At 62.0% G+C, this 17,419-nt stretch carries 13 protein-coding genes and 1 tRNA gene; 6 read left to right on the top strand and 8 right to left on the bottom strand.

All coding sequences use genetic code 11. From position 1 onward, the window contains the following. The first annotated feature begins 111 nt into the window (after positions 1-111). Genes LB577_RS05175 through LB577_RS05190 form a run of 4 tightly spaced genes read left to right on the top strand, consistent with a single transcriptional unit; the run spans position 112 to position 5,216 of the window. The gene (locus LB577_RS05175; RefSeq protein WP_224685830.1) at positions 112-1,857 is read left to right on the top strand and encodes a hypothetical protein; all 1,746 of its coding nucleotides are present in this window, start codon (positions 112-114) and stop codon (positions 1,855-1,857) included. Next, positions 1,844-2,602 (top strand): DUF1616 domain-containing protein, encoded by a 759-nt coding sequence (locus LB577_RS05180; protein WP_224685831.1) that lies wholly within the window; start codon positions 1,844-1,846, stop codon positions 2,600-2,602. The genes LB577_RS05175 and LB577_RS05180 overlap by 14 nt, the downstream gene beginning before the upstream one ends. Before the next feature lie 14 nt (positions 2,603-2,616). Further along, positions 2,617-3,891 (top strand): glycosyltransferase family 4 protein, encoded by a 1,275-nt coding sequence (locus LB577_RS05185; protein ID WP_224685832.1) that lies wholly within the window; start codon positions 2,617-2,619, stop codon positions 3,889-3,891. After that, on the top strand, positions 3,882-5,216 hold the full coding sequence (locus LB577_RS05190; RefSeq protein WP_224685833.1) for a hypothetical protein: 1,335 nt from the start codon (positions 3,882-3,884) through the stop codon (positions 5,214-5,216). The genes LB577_RS05185 and LB577_RS05190 overlap by 10 nt, the downstream gene beginning before the upstream one ends. Positions 5,217-5,699: 483 nt before the next feature. On the opposite strand, the gene LB577_RS05195 is transcribed toward LB577_RS05190, so the two are convergent. From LB577_RS05195 to LB577_RS33260, 5 genes are all read right to left on the bottom strand, one after another. Continuing rightward, positions 5,700-6,557 carry a class I SAM-dependent methyltransferase gene (locus LB577_RS05195; RefSeq protein ID WP_023776742.1) on the bottom strand — a complete coding sequence of 286 codons (858 nt, stop codon included), beginning with the start codon at positions 6,555-6,557 and terminating at the stop codon, positions 5,700-5,702. A 295-nt stretch (positions 6,558-6,852) separates the two neighbouring features. After that, entirely contained in the window at positions 6,853-8,025 is a 1,173-nt protein-coding gene (locus LB577_RS05200) for an acyl-CoA dehydrogenase family protein (RefSeq protein ID WP_224685834.1), read from the bottom strand. A gap of 40 nt (positions 8,026-8,065) precedes the next feature. After that, positions 8,066-10,072, bottom strand: coding sequence for a non-ribosomal peptide synthetase (locus LB577_RS05205; protein ID WP_224685835.1), 2,007 nt, complete (start codon positions 10,070-10,072; stop codon positions 8,066-8,068). Next, a complete protein-coding gene (locus tag LB577_RS05210; protein ID WP_224685836.1) occupies positions 10,065-11,108 on the bottom strand; it encodes a thioesterase domain-containing protein in 1,044 nt (347 codons plus the stop codon). The genes LB577_RS05205 and LB577_RS05210 overlap by 8 nt, the downstream gene beginning before the upstream one ends. A gap of 216 nt (positions 11,109-11,324) precedes the next feature. Continuing rightward, a complete protein-coding gene (locus LB577_RS33260; protein WP_318013421.1) occupies positions 11,325-12,179 on the bottom strand; it encodes a 4'-phosphopantetheinyl transferase family protein in 855 nt (284 codons plus the stop codon). Here LB577_RS33260 and LB577_RS05220 point away from each other — a divergent pair. Continuing rightward, entirely contained in the window at positions 12,152-12,496 is a 345-nt protein-coding gene (locus LB577_RS05220) for a hypothetical protein (RefSeq protein WP_224685837.1), read from the top strand. The genes LB577_RS33260 and LB577_RS05220 overlap by 28 nt on opposite strands. On the opposite strand, the gene LB577_RS05225 is transcribed toward LB577_RS05220, so the two are convergent. The 3 genes from LB577_RS05225 to LB577_RS05235 all read right to left on the bottom strand — a co-directional run bounded on the left by LB577_RS05225 (position 12,497) and on the right by LB577_RS05235 (position 15,995). Then, positions 12,497-12,581, bottom strand: a tRNA-Asn gene (locus LB577_RS05225). It lies immediately after the preceding gene. 96 nt (positions 12,582-12,677) lie between these two features. Then, positions 12,678-13,820 carry a GNAT family N-acetyltransferase gene (locus tag LB577_RS05230; RefSeq protein WP_224685838.1) on the bottom strand — a complete coding sequence of 381 codons (1,143 nt, stop codon included), beginning with the start codon at positions 13,818-13,820 and terminating at the stop codon, positions 12,678-12,680. A 333-nt stretch (positions 13,821-14,153) separates the two neighbouring features. After that, positions 14,154-15,995, bottom strand: coding sequence for a polysaccharide biosynthesis/export family protein (locus LB577_RS05235; RefSeq protein WP_224685839.1), 1,842 nt, complete (start codon positions 15,993-15,995; stop codon positions 14,154-14,156). Between the two features lie 495 nt (positions 15,996-16,490). On the opposite strand from LB577_RS05235, the gene LB577_RS05240 reads away from it, so the two are divergent. Next, the gene (locus tag LB577_RS05240; protein ID WP_224685840.1) at positions 16,491-17,288 is read left to right on the top strand and encodes a LuxR C-terminal-related transcriptional regulator; all 798 of its coding nucleotides are present in this window, start codon (positions 16,491-16,493) and stop codon (positions 17,286-17,288) included. Positions 17,289-17,419: the final 131 nt, after the last annotated feature.

The raw sequence follows: 17,419 nt of genomic DNA on the forward strand, positions 1-17,419 counted from the left end.
CCCCCGCTGCAACGGGCCAACTCCGGATGGATCGCGGTTCTGTGCCTGGCGACCGCCGCGGCTCTACTCCTGGTCGTGGCTGGGCACGCGGCCGGGCGCCGTGGGTATGACGTGGCGCCGCTGTTCTTTTGGTCCGGTGTCGTCCTCTTGGTCGTCCCAACCAGCCTTCGTATCGCCTGGCCGACAACAGCCCGGGCTGAGCGCCTTTTCCTCCTGTTCCTGCTTGCCGAAGCTTTCTTGTATTGCAAGATCGTCTATTCCCCGACGAGCTTCGGCGGCTACGACGAAGTCTTGCACTGGATCGCGGCCCAGGATCTCATCGCCGCCCGCCGGTTGTTCCTATCCAACCCGCTCTTACCGATCGGGCCAACGTACCCGGCTCTGGAAATAGTGGCGACGGCGATCGTCAATCTTACGGGACTGCCTTTGTTTGCGGCGGCGACGCTCTTGCTGGTCATCCTCAAGGGCACGTTCATCGGTGCCCTGTTTCTGTTCCTTGAAAGCATCGCCGGATCGCCGCGTATCTCGGCCATCGCCTGTCTGGCCTATATGGGCTGCTCAACCTTTTTCCTGTTCGACTCGATGTTCGCCTACGAGAGCCTCGGCATAGTGCTGTGCGTGCTGACCTTCGCTGTCGAAGCAGCGTCCAAGGATCTTGTCGGGCGAGCGAGGTTGAAGTCGCTCGGGCTGATTGCGTTGCTGTTGGCAAGCCTCGCGGTCACACATCACCTCTCGGCCGCTTTCGCCGCCATCTATTTCGGATCGCTGGCGGCGCTGGAGGCTTGGCGCCGGCACGACCCCTTGCGCATCAAGACCAGCACTGCGGTGGGCCTCGCGGCGATCCTCGCCATAACCCTGCCGTCGCTGTGGGTGCAGGCCCGTGGCATCCCTCTCGCAGCCTATCTCGGCCCGGTGATTGAGTCCGGCTTCGACTCATTGCTCAGGAAGGTGATGGGGCCCGCCCCACGGTTGGAGCACCTCGGAGTGCCGGACAAGGCCCTCTACATGCGGCTGACCACCTTGCTCGCGCTCCTGCTGGTGGCACTCGGACTGGCAACGGGATTCTTTCGGTCGCTGGCCATGGCAGCGCCTGGTGGTGCGCGGTCCGGTTGGCGTCCGATCCAGGACATTTTCAAACGTCGCTGGCACGAAAGCCGCATCATACTCCTCACCTTGTTGGCCTTCGGGTTTCCGGTCTCGGTGGCCTTCCGGTTGACCAGCGCCGGATGGGAAATCGGAAACCGCATGGGAACGTTCGTTTTCATCGGCGTCGGGCTGGTCGTCGCTGTGAGCGTCGTCCACTTCTGGGAAGGGCGCGCGCCACGCGGGTTGCGCCGCGTCGCTCCGGCCGTTGCTCTGTCGGTCATCGTCCTGGGCGGCCTCATGAGCTCTTCGCTCAATCCGATCCACGGGCGCTACAGGGTGGCCGCAGATCAGGAGTCGATCGAACCGATGGGGATCGAAACGGCACGCTGGACCAAGGAATGGCTCGGTGCCGGCAACCGCTTCACCACCGACCGCATCAACCGCCTTCTGCTTGCGAGCTACGGTCGGCAGGACGTCAGGGTCGAGATCAGAGAAGGCGTCGATACCGCGCGCATATTCGAGGCCGAGACGTTGGAGCCTGATGAGTTTTGGGCTTTGGCAGGAAGCGACATTGATTTCCTGCTGATGGACCTGCGCCTGACCACGACTCCGCCGGTGCTCGGCTTTTACTTTCAGCCGTGGCAGCGGCAGAAGGGACCGCTCTCGGGCGCGGCGCTGCTCAAGTTCAATGACGTCAAGGGCGTCACCCGCATCTACGACAATGGCTGGATCGTCATCTACGACGTGAGGGGATTGCATGAAAATTCGTAGCAAGCGGGACCTTCTGGCCGGCTGCCTGTGGGCGGGGGCCGCTGTGGCGGCCGTTGCGGTCAGCGACAGCGTGCTCCTCCGTACTGCCCTGGGCGCGCCCATGGTGTTCCTCGTCCCTGGCCACACGGTGCTGCGGGCCATCGGCGTCAAGACCACCTCCTTTGCGCAACACTTCGTCTACGCGGTCGGAGCAAGCCTCGCCGCATGCATCGCCGGGGGCTTTGCCCTGAACGCGGCAGGCGTCCTTACGCCGCTCGGCTGGGCGCTGTGGTTCTGGGCCGTGACGGCCGCCGCGGCACTGGTGGCCGCCATCCGCCGCGACACTCCCGATCTGCCAGCCTGGCCGGCTCCAGCGCGGGTCCGGCTTTGGCAGGGAGCCGTGCTCATGCTGGCGGTGCTTATTGCGAACGGAGCCTATGCGCTGGCCGTCCGGGACGAAGCGGTCCACCGGGAATTCAAATACACCGAGTTTTGGCTGTTGCCATCGGCCGGTGGCGAGTCCCGCCGGATCACCGTCGGGATCAGGAGCGCCGAGGCCGAACCTCAGCAATTCGACGTGGAAATCACCCTTGATGGGCAACCGTTCGCCGTTTTCCGATCGGTCGCCGTCGCGCCGGGCGACACCTGGACGCGAGAAATCCCGGTACCCGCCTTGGCAACTCGACAGATGGCCGAGGCGCGGCTCTATCGACCGGCGGATAACCGGCTCTATCGCAGTGTTTCGACGCTGGTGCCGCGCATCTGAAAAGAGGCTCGATCATGCGCATCCTGCTGCTATCGCAGTTCTATCCTCCGGTAATCGGGGGTGAGGAGCGGCACGTCCGCAATCTCGGCGCAGCGCTGGCGCAGCGAGGCCATCATGTCAGCGTCGGGACCTTGATGCATCCCGGCTCCCCCGAAACCGAGCTGGACGGCGCGGTCCGCGTGCATCGACTGCGCGGCACGCTCCAGCGTCTGTCGGGCCTGCATACCGATCCCGAGCGCCGCCATGCACCACCCTTCCCGGATCCCGAACTTGTCCTTGCCCTGAAGCGGCTGGTTGCCCGGGAGGAGCCGGATATCGTTCACGCCCACAACTGGATTTACGCGTCCCTCCTGCCAATCAAAGGCGTGGGCGGGGCACGCCTCGTGGTTACGCTCCACGACTACGGCCTTGTCTGCGCCAAGAAGAACTTCATGCACTTGGGCGTCCATCTCTGCAGTGGCCCGGCGCCGGCCAAGTGCCTGCCTTGCGCCACGGGGCATTACGGGGCGGTGAAGGCAGCCGTGACCACCTTGGGCAACTGGGCGTCGAGCTTCGCCGCTCGCCGCGTGGTGGACCGCTTCATCGCGGTCAGCCACGCGGTGGCCCGTCACACCGGACTCACCCAAGGCCGCGCCCCTTACGACGTCATCCCAAACTTCGTGCCCGACGATGTCGGGGTGCTTGGTCCGGAAGATGCCTGCCTGCGGGAGCTGCCCGGGGATGGCTTCATCCTGTTCGTCGGCGACATGATGCGCCTCAAGGGCATTGACGTTCTCCTGCAAGCCTATGCCCGCCTGGAGCGGGCGCCCCCGCTGGTCCTGGTCGGGCGCCGGGTCGCCGATACGCCAACCGAATTTCCGCCGAACGTTAGAGTCTTCAGCATGTGGCCGCATTCCGCTATCATGCATGCATGGCGGCGCTCACTGTTCGGCGTGCTGCCATCGGTGGGGCCAGAAGCCTGCGCGACAGTGATCATGGAAGCGATGGCGTCCGGCAAGACAGTCGTTGCAACCGACATCGGCGGCATGCCCGATCTCGTCGATCATGGCGAAACAGGCCTTCTCGTGCCGAGCGGCAACGCGCCCGCCCTCGCCAACGCAATGCAGACACTTCTTGACGACCGCGCCTTGCGAGCCCGCCTGGAGGCGACGAGCCTGGCTAGGGTCGAGCGCCTCAAGGCCGGGGCGGTCGTGGCCCGGATCGAGCAGGTTTACCGGGAGGTCCTGCGCCCAGCCGCCGGCAGGTCCGCGTTGCCGGTGCAAGGTTCGGGACAGCAATCATGTCGGTAGACCGCGCCGGGACGGCCATTATTCGCGTGCGCCGAAATCTTCGAAAGAACGCCGCGCTGGTGATGAATTCCGGCGCGCTGGCAATCGGAACGGCTGCGGCGGCCGCTCTCGGGTTTGTTTATTGGTGGCTCGCGGCGCGGCTGTTTCCGCCGGAGGTGATCGGCAACATCGCTGCCCTCCTGTCCGTGATGGGGCTTATCGGCATGCTGGGGGAGGCGGGGATCGGGACCATGCTGGTGGGCGAGATCGTCCGCAATCCTGGCAAGGAGCGCGGTCTCGTGGCCGCGGCAGCGTGCGTCGGGGTGGCGCTGGCGGTCGGCCTGGCCTTGCTGTTCGTCCTCGGGCATGCGTACTTCTACAGCTCGACCGCGCTGATCGGCGGCTGGTTCGAGGGTATTGCGTTCGTCCTCGGCTGCGGTTTGACCGTTCTTGCCGTCGTGGCCGACCAGGCATTCCTGGGCAACCTTCGCAGCTCCGGCAGGATGATCCGGCTAGTGCTGTTCGGCACGTTGAAGCTGATGCTGATCGCTGCCGCCGCGATTGGCGGCTACACCTCCAATGCCGCGATTCTTCTGAGCTGGGCGGCCGGCCTGCTGGCGTCTCTCGTCGGCGTGGACCTGTTGACGCGGGGCGGTGCGCGTCATCTCGTTGGGCCTCCCGACCTACAGCTGCTCCAAACGCTCCGCAAGAAGGTCTTCGACCACTATGCGCTCGACGTGGCCGTGCAGGCCCCGGCCGTCATCATGCCCTACCTGGTGCTGGTTCTCCTGTCGCCGGCCATCAATGCCGCCTTCGTATCGTTGTGGATGTTGGTCTCCATGGCCTCGTTGATTCCCGCGGCCTTGGCCACGGCCCTGTTCCCCGTTGTGAGAGCGAGCCCGAAACAATCCAGACACGACATCCTTTTATCGGTGATGGCGTCGTTGCTCTTCTCGCTGGTCTGCGCCGTATTCATCTTCACCTATTCGCAGACGGTCCTTGCAGTCTTCAATCCAGCCTATCCTGAGATCGCCGGTTCGAGCCTGCGCTTCCTCGGCTTCAGCCTGTTGGGATCAACGCTTAAATTTCATGCCTGCACGCTGGCGCGGTTGGGCGACAGGATGCGCAAGGCATCTCGCTGGTTCGCGCTTGGCGGATTGCTGGAGCTGTGCCTGGTGATCGCGGGAGCGAAACTTGGTGGACTTCAAGGCCTGGTCCTGGGCTGGACGCTCGCCGTCAGCATCGAGGGTGCGTGTGCGGCCCTGATGTTGGCCTTCGCGACGAACCTCGATTCTGCAGCCGGCCCTGTGCGGGAACAACCGACCGCGTCGCGGCTCCAGACGTGAAGAGACATCGATCGTGGCACAGGGTTATCGACCGCAATTGGACGGCCTTCGGGCCATCGTGATCGGACTGGGTCGATCACTTCGGCGGGCCGTGTGCCAGAAGCGCTTTCCCATCGGGCAGGGGCGCTGGGGGTGTTCTGGTCCCTAGAGCAATTCCAGGAAAAGTGTGACATGGTTTTCCGTTCGGAATTGCGTAAAAACAAAGAGATAGAGCGGTTCGCCGTTTCCGTGAAACGGTGAAATGCTCTAGCCGTGGTGGCGATGTTCCCGAAGCGACCCGATTCCTGTTGTCCAACACTTGTTCTACTTATTCTAGTGACGCCGATTGACCCCTTCGTCTTCGATCTGTCGATCTGTCGATCTCCGGCAAGTTCGAGATCCTGGGCATCGGCGTGCTGATTGCGCGCTGTCCGATTCCGCGTCCCGTGGTCGCCGACGCTCTCGAGGCCAGGTGGGCCCCCGCGCGTCTGAAGTCCGGCGCTGTTATTTGGTGGCGACTGCCGTGATGCCCATCAGGACGCCGGCCAATTGATTGCGCCGCAACCGAGCCGGAAGCTGTTGCAGAGCCACTTCGATACCGCGCAGGAGCCAGTAGGGCGGCGTAGCGAGCCAATATCCGCCGAACACCAGCGGGAACTCGATCAGGCGAAAGCCCGCTTGGAGCATCAGGGAGCGCAGTGAGCAATAGTCGTATTCCCGCATGTGCATGCCCGTCGCCACCTCGTCGAAATAAATCGAGATATCGTGCGGCCCCGTGATCGCGCTCGGGGTCGTGCACACATAGTGCGCGCCGGGCCTAAGCACCCGGTGAATTTCCCGGAGCTGGGCCTCGGCGTCCTCCACGTGCAGATGCTCCATGAGCTGGTCCGAATGCGCTAGATCGACGGAGTTGTCCGCGAGCGGGATCTCGACCCCTTCCGTCTTCAGGAAGCGGAAATTGGCCGGAGCGGCGGCGAAATCCACCAGGGCCTCCGTGACATCGAGGCCCAGCACCTCACGAGTGATCCCGGACAGCGCGAAGGGCAGCGAGGCGTCACCGCAGCCGATCTCGAGGTACACGTCGCCGCGCCCCATCAGAGGCGAGAGGGCCCTGACCTGTTTCGCGATCCGGTCTGGGCGCGAGCCGACGGCGGCTTTTTGCGGATGGTCCGGCAGGCTGTTGAACAGTTCCGAATAGACCTCGGAATAGACTCGGGAACGCTCGTCGCGGGAGGCGCCCCGTAGCCGATCCGCGAGTCCGCGTTCGAGTTCGTAGTGCGCGATCAGGTGGTCGGGCGGCCGTGTGTCCTTGCAGCGCCGCTGGATCGCGACATAGTCAGGCTTCAGCTTCACGACCCTCATTCGATCTGCCCCGGGCTCGGAATCGTTTTCTATACCCATGGCCATGGCATGTGACTTTCACTTTCAATGCTGGGCATCCCATCCCGAACTGGGGGAGCACCGTCGACTAGCAAGGCTCTGCCTTTATCGTGATCCTTCACCGCCAGCGGCACAACTACCCTTCATGGGCACTCCTTCCGGATAAGCCTTGGAACTCGGCCAATGAGCACATTGCCGCAGTGCTGCAGGAGCCGCTCAAGCGTATGTCCAACCCAGTCGCAACCGACAGCCCCCGTATGTGGCGGCGGCATTGGGCTCACGACATCGACGCGACCACCTCCAGCATCACCTCCGTTGCGCCGCCGGCGATGGACAGGATGCGGGCGTCACGCGTTATCCGCTCGATCGGACTCTCGCGCATGACGCCCATGGCGCCATGGTACTGCACGCACGCATAGACAACCTCATTGACCAGTTCGCCGCAAATGGCCTTCAACATCGAGATCTCGCGCATGCAATCTTGGTCCGCCGCCATGCGCCAAGCGGTGGCATAGAGAAACTGGCGGCTTGCCTCCACCTTCGCTGAAAGCATCGCGAGACGTTGACGGATCGCTTGCAAGTCCCAAAGGGCGCCCCCGAATGCGCGGCGAGCTTTCACCCAGGCGAGGGTCATATCGATCGCCGCCTCGGCCGTCCCTATCGCCATGGCCGCGAGGACAAGGCGCTCGTTCTGGAAGTTGCGCATGATGGAGTAAAAGCCCTGTCCCTCCGCGCCGAGCACGCTCTCGGCGGGGATACGGCAACCGTCGAAGACGAGCTCCGCGGTATCGGAGGAGCGCCAGCCGTGCTTGTCCAACTCGCGGGCGACGCTGAAGCCCGGCGTGCCCTTCTCGACCAGGAACATCGTGATTCCGTTGCTTCCTGCCGAGGGATCGGTCTTGGCGGCGACGCAGTAGAGATCTGCGTGGACGCCATTCGTGATGTAGAGCTTTGTGCCGTTGAGCACGTAAGAGTCGCCCTCTCGGGTCGCGCGCATATGGATGGCCTTCACGTCCGATCCGGCATCCGGCTCCGTGATGGCGACCGCGGTGATCACCTCGCCGCTGACAATGCCCGGCATCCAGCGGGCCCGCTGGGCTTTGGTCCCGTCGTGAAAGACATACATGGAAGCCATGTCGCTATGGACCAGCATCGCATCGGCGGCGCCGCCATAGGTCGAGCGCCCGAGCTCCTCGGCGAAGACCGTCGATGCAACCGCATCCATCTCGGCACCACCATACTCGGCCGGGTAGCGGATGCCGAAGAAGCCGAGTTCGCCCATGCGGCGCAGGACCGGACGGGGAACGAACCCGTCCTCTTCCCAGCGATCCGCACAGGGCTTGATCTCCTCCTCGACGAACCGGCGGACCTGGTCCCGCAGGAGTTCATACTCCCCCGTTGTCCACGGCAGCCCCGATCCTCGCGACGGTACCCAAGCGTTGTCCATCATCTTCATCCGCCCCAAGGCCATTCGGAGGGCCGTTCGAAAGCTAGAGTTCGATTTCCTCTCTCGGTCCCTCGAGTGAAGGGGCTCTGGAATCGGCCACCCAGCGCATTGCGTCTATCACTTCCGCCAGTCCGGCCACTGTCGGGCGCTCGAAGAGATTGCGAAGCTGCACGTCGACGCCGAAGGTCTTTCGCATTTTTGACACCGCCCGCATCACCAACAGCGACTGCCCGCCCAGGCCAAAGAAGTTGTCGTCCCGGCCGATCGACTCGACCTGGAGGAGATCGCACCACAGCGCGGCCACCATCTTCTCGGTCTCCGTCGAGGGAGCGGCGAAGTCTTGTGCAGGCTGGATGTTTTCCGCCGTCGGTTCGGGAAGCGAGGTGCGGTCGATCTTCCCGTTGGACGTGAGCGGCATCCGTTCGAGGCGAACATAGTGTGTCGGAATCATGGACTCCATGAGTTCTTCGGCAAGGTGGGCGCGCAGGTCCGCAACGGTCACAGGTTTCGACGAGACATAGTAGGCCACAAGTCGTGCGATGCCGTCTTCGACCGCCGGCGGTTCGACATGGCCGAGTTGTGTCGCCGATTTCACCACCGAGGTGGCGATGGCAGCGACAGCGCATTCCTGAACGTTCGAGTGCTTCAGAAGCCGCGCTTCGATCTCGCCCAGTTCGACACGCGCGCCACCAACCTTCACCTGATGATCGGCGCGGCCGAGAAAGTCCAGGCGCCCTTCCGCATTCCAGCGGGCGAGATCGCCGGTCTTGTACAGCCGCAGCTGCGAAAACCGATCTCGGGGATCGGCGGCCGTAAGGAAACGTTCGTCAGTGAGGTCAGGGCGATTGAAATAGCCCCTCGCCAAGCCGTCGCCGGCAATGAACATCTCACCGACAATGCCGGGGGAGGTGGGCTGATGTGCCTTGCTGAGGACGTAGATGCCCGCATTGGCGGCCGGAACGCCGATCGGCACCGATGAGCTTTGGTCCCGGTCGATGTCAAAACGGTGTATCATGCAGCCCACCGTGGCCTCGGTTGGTCCGTACTCGTTGTAGATCTCGACAGGATGGGGGATGGCTTTCGTGATATCGCGAGCCAATTCGGTCTTGAAGTCCTCGCCACCCACGATGAACTTGCGCAGCCTTGTGGTCCCAAGATTGCGGTCGCGGATCATCGCGAGATGCGCCGGCGTCAGCTTCATAATATCTACGGCATTGTCGTCGATGACCTTGAGAACGACCATGCTCTGGATTCCGGGATCACCAAGATAGACCACGATGCGGCCACCGGTGATGAGTGGCGTGAAGAGCGTCGTCACGGTCAGGTCGAAGGCGAGGGATGAGAAAAGGGGCCATGCGAGACGTTCGCCGGAACTGTACACCCGAGCGGCCCACCAGATGTAATTCACCAGGTTCCGGTGCTCGATCACAACGCCCTTGGGCGTGCCGGTCGAGCCGGAGGTGAAGATGATGTAGGCGGCGCCGTGCGGAGTGGCAGCCGACGGTCGGGCCGAGACCGGCTGAGCCGAGATCGACCCGAAATCGGCGTCGAGCACGAAAATGTCGGCAAGGTCCGGGGAAATGACGGACCGCAAGCGCGTCTGAGTGATCGCCACCGGCGCCCGCCCGTCGGTCCCGTTGGCAATGTCCTTCAGGATTGTTGAGAGACGCCCCTTCGGTGTTGCCGCATCCACCGGCACATAGGCCGCGCCCGACTTCAGGACGCCTAAGATCGCGACGACGACTTCAATGGAGTGCTCCATGAACACAACGGCAATCCGGCCCCGCCCCACGCCGGTCGAGCTTAGATGCGTAGCCATTTGGTTGGAGCGTTCGTTGAGCTGCTGGTACGTCAGCGTTGCGTCGCCGAAGCGGATCGCTTCGGCATCAGGATTACGCATCGCCTGGTCGAGGAAGAGATCGGTGATCGTCCTGTCCGACGGGTAGGGCGCTGCCGTGGCGTTGTACTCGACGACCAGCGCCTGATGATCCGCATCTTTCAGCAGAGGAAGCGCTCCGCCTTCCACCGCGATAGGTAGGACTTCATTCATGAGATGCGCTCCCGATAGCAGATCGTTCAGCTTTTTGGGTTGCTTGGCGATAAAGCTCTGCGATGGCAGGTGCGTCCGGTTCCTCCAGCATAAGGGTATCGTTGCACTCCTCGGGCCCGAAATAGAATTCGGCATGGGGGACCACTCGAAGCCAGCGGTGCGGTGCTGCACCCGATCGCATCCAGGCCTTGTTCGGAAGGAATATGCATACTCGACCCGAATACGGAGTGGGAATGTACCGCCGCAAAGCCGTGATCGCCGCGGATTTGAGCCGAGCTCTGCTCGCCAGCACCGGATCTGACGTGACAGGCTCTTTGCTTCTGCGAATGGGGGTCACGATGGCGCGCTCGCCGAGATTCCGCAGGCGACTGCCGAAATGTCGGAGACGGGCACCGAATGTCGGCATTTTCGCCATCTCTCGCAGGAGTGACTCGGCGCTACGGCTAGCATTGAAATACAGCAGACGCGGCAATTTGCTAAAGGTGGTGGGGTGAAGAGGGCCAAACAGCGCTACGCATGGGATCTCCGCTCCGCGTCCACACAGGATTTTGGCCAGCTCGAAAGCGGTTGCAGCACCGGAGCAGTAACCGGCGATGATGTATGGACCAGTGGGCTGATATTCGACGATCTGGCGGGCGAAGTACTTGGCGATATCTTCGACGCGGTCCATCGGCTCGCTCTGCCCATCGAAGCCAGGCGGCTGGAGTGCGTAAAACGGTTGATCGCCGCCCAGGTGCTTCGACAGGTCCGAGAATGAGAAGGGGGCGCCGATATGCCCGGGTACGGCATAAATGGGCGTGCGTGTTCCACGAGACTGCAGGGGAATGATTGCAGGCTGTTGCCGAGCCGCCGCCGTGGCCATGTTCAGAAAGGCGATGATTTCGCCCTTCCGGTTCCGCAACTGGTCGGAAGACTCCGCCGTCAGTGTGCCAGCTGGGGCGTTGCACCGCAGCCGATCGCCCTCTACCCAGACCTTTATGTCTTTGACCGCGAGGTTTGCGAGAAGCTCCGGGATGTGCATCACGTTTGCCGACACAGGGCCTCCCGAACCACTTCCTTCATGATTCACGACCCGCATCCCAACTCCCTCAGCACGACGGTTTCACCATGAAACTCGTCATCCGTACGCCCGGACATGTGAGTGGAGCGCTGCCCGTTGTGGAGCGCTGCCCCGTTAATGAACTTGCGTGCCCTCGTTTATCCACAGTGCATCGTAAGCGAATGATGGCATCGCGGGCACTTCAATTCCGGACTACCAATTCCGGACTACCACCGTCCCGATGTACCCAGGTTTCGGTACGAACCTACGGACAGCCCAATCCCCTTCATCCCAGGAAGAGGGCTGTCCTAAGCCGCACCCCAGGGCCTTGGAGATAGCCTCCAGCCGGGTCCAGCGCCGGAGGAAGCCCTCCAGCCGGTCTTCGGGACCAAGGGCGGTATAGGACCCATACTCGGAGGCGGAAAAGCAGAGCGCTGCGATCTCGTCCGCTTCGGGCACAGGGCGAACTGCCTCGATGTCCACCCCGACCTCCTGCCTGGTCGAGAGGGCGACGACCGCGACATCTCCGGATCGTGAGACGCTGAAGCACAGATCGCGAGCACCCATGCGGTGCGAGAGGTGTGGTTTGCCTCGGTGCCCATATTCTAGTTCGACCTCGGATGGCGAGATTCCCAGTTTGGAAGCGAGGACCTGACGCAGTCGCCCACGTGTAGCGACAAAGCGCCGGCGGTCCCGCTCCAGTCTCAACCCCTCGGCGCGCCGCCGTTCCTCTTCGTTGAGGCAAACACCTATCTCGCGGACGACGTTCGGCTCCACATCGAGCATGAATGCCAGGATCTCTAAACCATCATTCTCGAGAACCGGCATTATGGTCTCGGGTCTCAGCTCGATTTTACCCAAGACGTTTGGAGGGGGCGGTGCCGGCTCCACAAGAAGCTGACTGACGCCGATTAATCGATGTTCCGGCCGAACCGAGACAGCATGAGAATTCCAGCTCGCGCCCACGCCATGACGATCGTTCCCGCCCGCGTCAGAAAATTCGATAAAGTCGAGCTCAGGGTAGCAGTCAGGAGTCATACGTGGATGCCGATCGCTGGGAGCGCTCATGCGCACAAGTGCAATTCTTTCAAATGAACGGCAGCGCCATTCATGCGGCTTTCCCCGATGAAACAATCACGCAGGGGCGAAAGCAAGGAGCGCCTGGTGGATATTTTGGTGTATGGATGGGCTACGTCAAAACACCCAGACATACCGCTGCTCGCAAGGGGTATGCCCGGAGACGAAACTGCCAAATGTCTCTTGCCGGACTGACAGTGAACTGGCGCTCCAGGGATCTCTTTACTGGGAGGCGTATCGATGGACCAAAAGTACTCGCTCGTCGGGCAGAAGGGGCCGAAATGCCCTTCTTCAACGACCTAAAATGATGGCTCCAGCGGTAGGAGTCGAACCTACAAGCCTGTCGGCGCCGCATCAACAGTGCGGTGCGTCTACCAATTCCGCCACGCTGAAACATAGACTAGAGAGCCCGCCGCGCTGTGCTTCAAACAGCGCTCGTCCGGTGGGCGATATAGAGTGAAGATGGACCCTCCTTCTTTGGTTGGCGCTTCAAGCCATGGCCTCTTTCATGTTCGCAGCAATGGACCCTAGCACTCGCTTGGCACCGCGCAACTTTGCCTCGATGCGGCGCTCTGGACCGTCTCTGCCTATTGCGATCCACTTCATGGGATGCTCCGCATTGGCCAGGTGCGACTTGTGCCCCGAGAAGCCTGCCAGAAAATCGTAGCTGCACTCCCCGCGTCCGATGCTGTCCTCGATAGCCAGAACATGGCTGATAAGCCCAGGCTTAAGCCGGCCGTCGCGCTCAAAGAGAAAGCCGCTTTGGTAGTTGTAAACACGGCCGTCATGCACGAAATTGTACAGGATCCCAATCGTCTGGTCCCCAGCCAACGTCCGCGAGATGCGCACGGTCCCAGTGGGAACTCCGAGTGCAATGAGGTCTTCGTGAAATCGGCGGAAGCTCGGATTGGCAAAGGCGCCCTTGCGTCCCCACCGCGCCTGATGAAGCTCGGCCAGCAAATCAAACGCGGCGAGCGCCTCCAAAGTGCCTTCCATGGTCTGGAACGCAATGGGGCCGCGTTCAGTGTATAACCGCATGGCGCGGCTTACCGCCTGCCGAGTATTGCGGCCCAATGTGGCGCGGAAATTTCCGCCTTTCCGGCGGACTTCTGCGAAATCGATCCACCGCGCCGTATCGTCCGCTCTCACATCGGTAAGGAGCCCGGCCCGGCCCGCAGTGCGGCAAGCGGCCAGCTCAAAGTCCGGATCGATTCCGGAGAGCACCAGCTGGTCAGAGTAGCGCAAGTGCTGCGCTAAGGCCTCGAGGCATGCCACCCTGGTGGCATCGGCCAGGGATCGCTCCGCAAGAATGTTGTTGTACTCGATAAACAATCGATCGAAACGAACATCGCCGGTTTCATTGAGTAGCCAACGCGCCCGCGCATGTGGCCCGAAGCTCCAGGTGCTCCGCCGGCAAATAATCGCCAACCCAACGATTCTGCTTGACGTCCGGGCGACCAGAATATGCGGTTGAGCGCCCCCCGGCAGATGCCGCAGCCAAGTTCCGATCCAGAGCCAGGACAGGTAGAATGAGTGAGTTGCTCGGGCCTCGAGCTCCTTCCAAATGGCTTCAAGTCTCGCGATGTCCGGCAAGGCCTCCACGGTCACATCGATAACAGCATCCTGGGGCATGGCGTGTCCTACAGAAGCCGCACGTTAGGGTTGTGCACCGATGACTGAGACATCGCGAACTCCTGTCCTTGTTGCGCGCTGCTGGTCAGCCATGGAGCGCCCGGGGGTTTGCCCTGTTTGTAGAAGTTTCGTATCGCCGGCGCGGGAAGTGAAGACCCTATTCCTGACTACCCACGGCGGGCAGTCCAAGCCACACTTCGAACTCGGCGGAGACGGATATGCCCGTTCGTGAAACGGCCGAAGCTGTGGGCGAGTGATCGTTGCGGCTCCCACGTCGGCCCGACGAGTTCATTCACGCAGACCATGCCGTGCAGAACAGTTTCCTTGCGGCCATCAATTCGGACCGATTGGCTGCTCCGCCACCTCGCTGCTAGGTCCTGCATCGTTCGGAGTGGACCCGGCCGGCGAGCTCTCGCCGGTCAGGGACGAGGTCGAGACCGGCGAACCGCCCAGCGCGTCTGGCTCGCCTTCGGCCACGATTATGTTGACGAGGTCGCCCGGCTGCAACAGGGTCATCCCGGGGGACTCGATGCTGACCGGCCCGGCTGCCGATTGCCGCACGATTTGGTAGGTTACGCTGTTCGCGCTCACACCCTGGGCGCGGTTCATCGGCAACGTGTCCAGGACGCCTTCGCTGGCGTTCAAGTCGCGCGTGTTGGCTGCGATCTGGGTCTCAGTGGACTCGATCTCAACCTCCAGATCGTTCCTGAGGTCGGCCTGGGTCTGCAACGCCTCAGCCTCCAGCGAAGCAAGGCGCTGCTTGGCCATCGCGTACTGGTTGAGGGCATCCTGCCGACGCTGTTGTGCGTCGGACAACTCGCTCCGGACCTGATCCATCACCGTCATGCTGAGAACGTTGCGATTCACGAGCGTGCGCATGCTGTTGACGCGATCCTCGCGCAGCTTGACGAGCTCGTCGAGCGAGTCCATGTGCCCATACGCGGCAACATCTTGCCTGGCCGCTTCCAGTGCACGCAAGATCGTGCGCTCGCGATCCTTGCGGGTCGTGGCGACGGCCTTGCGCCGGTCGCTCTGCTCGCTGACGAGGTTGGAGGCTTCAGTCGCGCCGGCGATCTCCAGCAACTGGCGCGGGATCTTGGGCGCCGTGCCGTCGCGCTCGGCTTTCAGCACCGCCACGCGGGCGAGCAACTTCGAAATTGCATCGATCGCCCCGCCCCGCCTCTGGGTTTCACGCACGGCTTCAATCTTCTGCCACGGCTCGCCCTGGCTCCGGTCGAGGCCGCCGGCCAGCGCGATGGCGTGCAGAATCGTCATGCCGGGCGCGTACTTGAACGAACCCGAATTCTTGACTGGCCCCAGTACGTAAATGGGCGGGCGCTCCAGCGACAGGATGTTGACCAGTCCTTTGCGGCCCAGCAGTTGTTCGAAGGTAGCCGCCATTTCGGCCTGTACCTGTTGCGCCGACCGGTTGGCGACCGGAATGGAGCCAAGCAAGGGCATGGAAATCGTGCCGTCCTCTTGGACAGTATACTCGCCGCTCAGCTCCGGACGCTGCACGATACCGCGTAGGGCCGAGGCTGAGGACGCGCCCCCCCATTTGTCTTCTTCGAGGTCGACGCGCTCGTAGAACACGATCTTGAGGCGGTCACCGACGCCGAACTGGCTTCCGGTTGGCAGGTCTGGCGCCGTACTGAGGAGGCGCTGGGCACTGTTGGGAACGGCAGGGACGGCGTTGCGTTCGACCAACGCCACGGCCGACGCATCCGGTTCCGTGCTGAGGGTTTTTGGGCGCTCGGTACTGGTGGGGACGGCAGGGGCGGCGCTTCCCAACGTTACGGCCGACGCACCCGGTCCCAACACGATCGCGCTGGGTTCGGCCGTGGCTCGAACCGGTTGATCTTGCCAGCTGTCGATAGCAGCAGACACCTTTAGCACCACGGCTTCGGAGACATCGTCGACCTTCTGCACCACGGCCCCGGAAACATCCTCGACCTTCTGCACCACGGCCCCGGAAACATCCTCGACCTTCTGCGCCGCGGCTCTGGAAACAGCCCCGATGACCTTCCAGTTGATGGGCTCCCAGTTTCTGACCGCGCCCCCTCCCAGGGCGGCGACTCCGGAGAGTCCAAAGACCAGCAGGACGGCCTTTGTCCCCCTGCGGCCGCCGGCCTGTGACGAGGGAGTGACGGGCAAGGAATTGTATTCTGTAGCCATGGCGTGTAGCTTTCACCTTCTGGTGACCATGCCTCCCAAACTGGTCGAGCATGGGTTGACGGAGCAAGACTCTCCTCATCGTGGCTCTTCACCGCCGGCGGCACAACTATCCCTTTGTGGGCACTCCCTATGGATGAAGCACTGACTTGGACGAGCTCGTCCAATGTGCTGCCTGCAGAAGAACCTCTTTGATGGCAAGGCGATCCAACGCAACGAAGAGCCGGCCTAACGACGCAGCTGGCACGCGGGAGCGGCATCGCGGGAAACGCGGGAAACCAAGCCCCGGCAACCCTCACTGCCGCGCGTCCAACGCCACGATGGCGGCGCCGTGGCGCCCGCATCATGCCTCCCCAAGGCCACGGGCTTGTGAAACCCGAGTCTCGATGCTGCCCTACGCCTAAGGGCGGTATTTTGGCTTAGGGTTTTCCTAGCGTAACGTTAACGTTAATGCGGTTGGCGCGCTGAGCGCCTTACCGGGCGGGCTGGGGAGCTACGATGACAAAACAATCCTTTGTAACGGTCCTCGTCGGGCCGAGCGAGTTACTCCGAGAGGGCCTTAGTCGAATCTTGGATACAGCAAAGTTTCGTATCCTTTTTTCTGCGGCTTGTGTTCACGATCTTCTGCAGAAGCCGCTACCCCGACACCGGCCCATCTTACTCATAATGGATGTCGGCGGTACTGATGCAGATGCTGAATTCGCACAGATTGCTCACTTTAAGGCAATTTGTGCGAACAGTCATGTTGTTGTGCTAGCCGATCACTGTCGATCGAGCGATATAGTTTCGGCTTTTCGTGCGGGGGCTGACGCGTATTTGACAAAAGCCGCTCCTTCCGACACGTTCATCAAAGCTCTCGAATTGGTTATGCTTGGACAGATGGTATTGCCTGTGGAACCTTCGGCGTTTATTCAAGATATAAGGCCTGATCTTAAATATGATGCGGTAGCCGATGATTTGACAAGCGCGGCTGCTAAGATCGAGAATGTGGAGAGGGGCCTATCGATTTTGTCAAACAGGGAAAAATGTATTCTACGTTGTTTGGTCGAAGGGGAGTCCAACAAAACCATCGCGCGCGAGATTAGAATCGCCGAAGCTACGGTGAAGGTACACGTCAAGGCGATCCTTCGAAAGATTCGGGTTCGCAACCGTACGCAGGCTGCAGTTTGGGCGATGAACCATGGTGTGCTCACTCTCGCGTCTGGCCCGTCAGGGAACGAAAAGATGACAGGTCCGCAAGATCTATTTGAAGGACAGAAGGGGTACCCCTTTCTCGCGAACGCTCATCCGATGTGACCGCTTTATCGGGAGCTGATGAATTCACGCCCAATACCAGGCTCCGCGATGAGGGGATTTATCAAGGAGGCAAAGCAAAGTTTGCTTCCTGGATTTTGGCTCGACGAGGCCCGAATCGAAACGGTCGAGGG

The organism is Mesorhizobium sp. B283B1A, assembly GCF_020165735.1.
Lineage (GTDB): Bacteria > Pseudomonadota > Alphaproteobacteria > Rhizobiales > Rhizobiaceae > Mesorhizobium > Mesorhizobium opportunistum.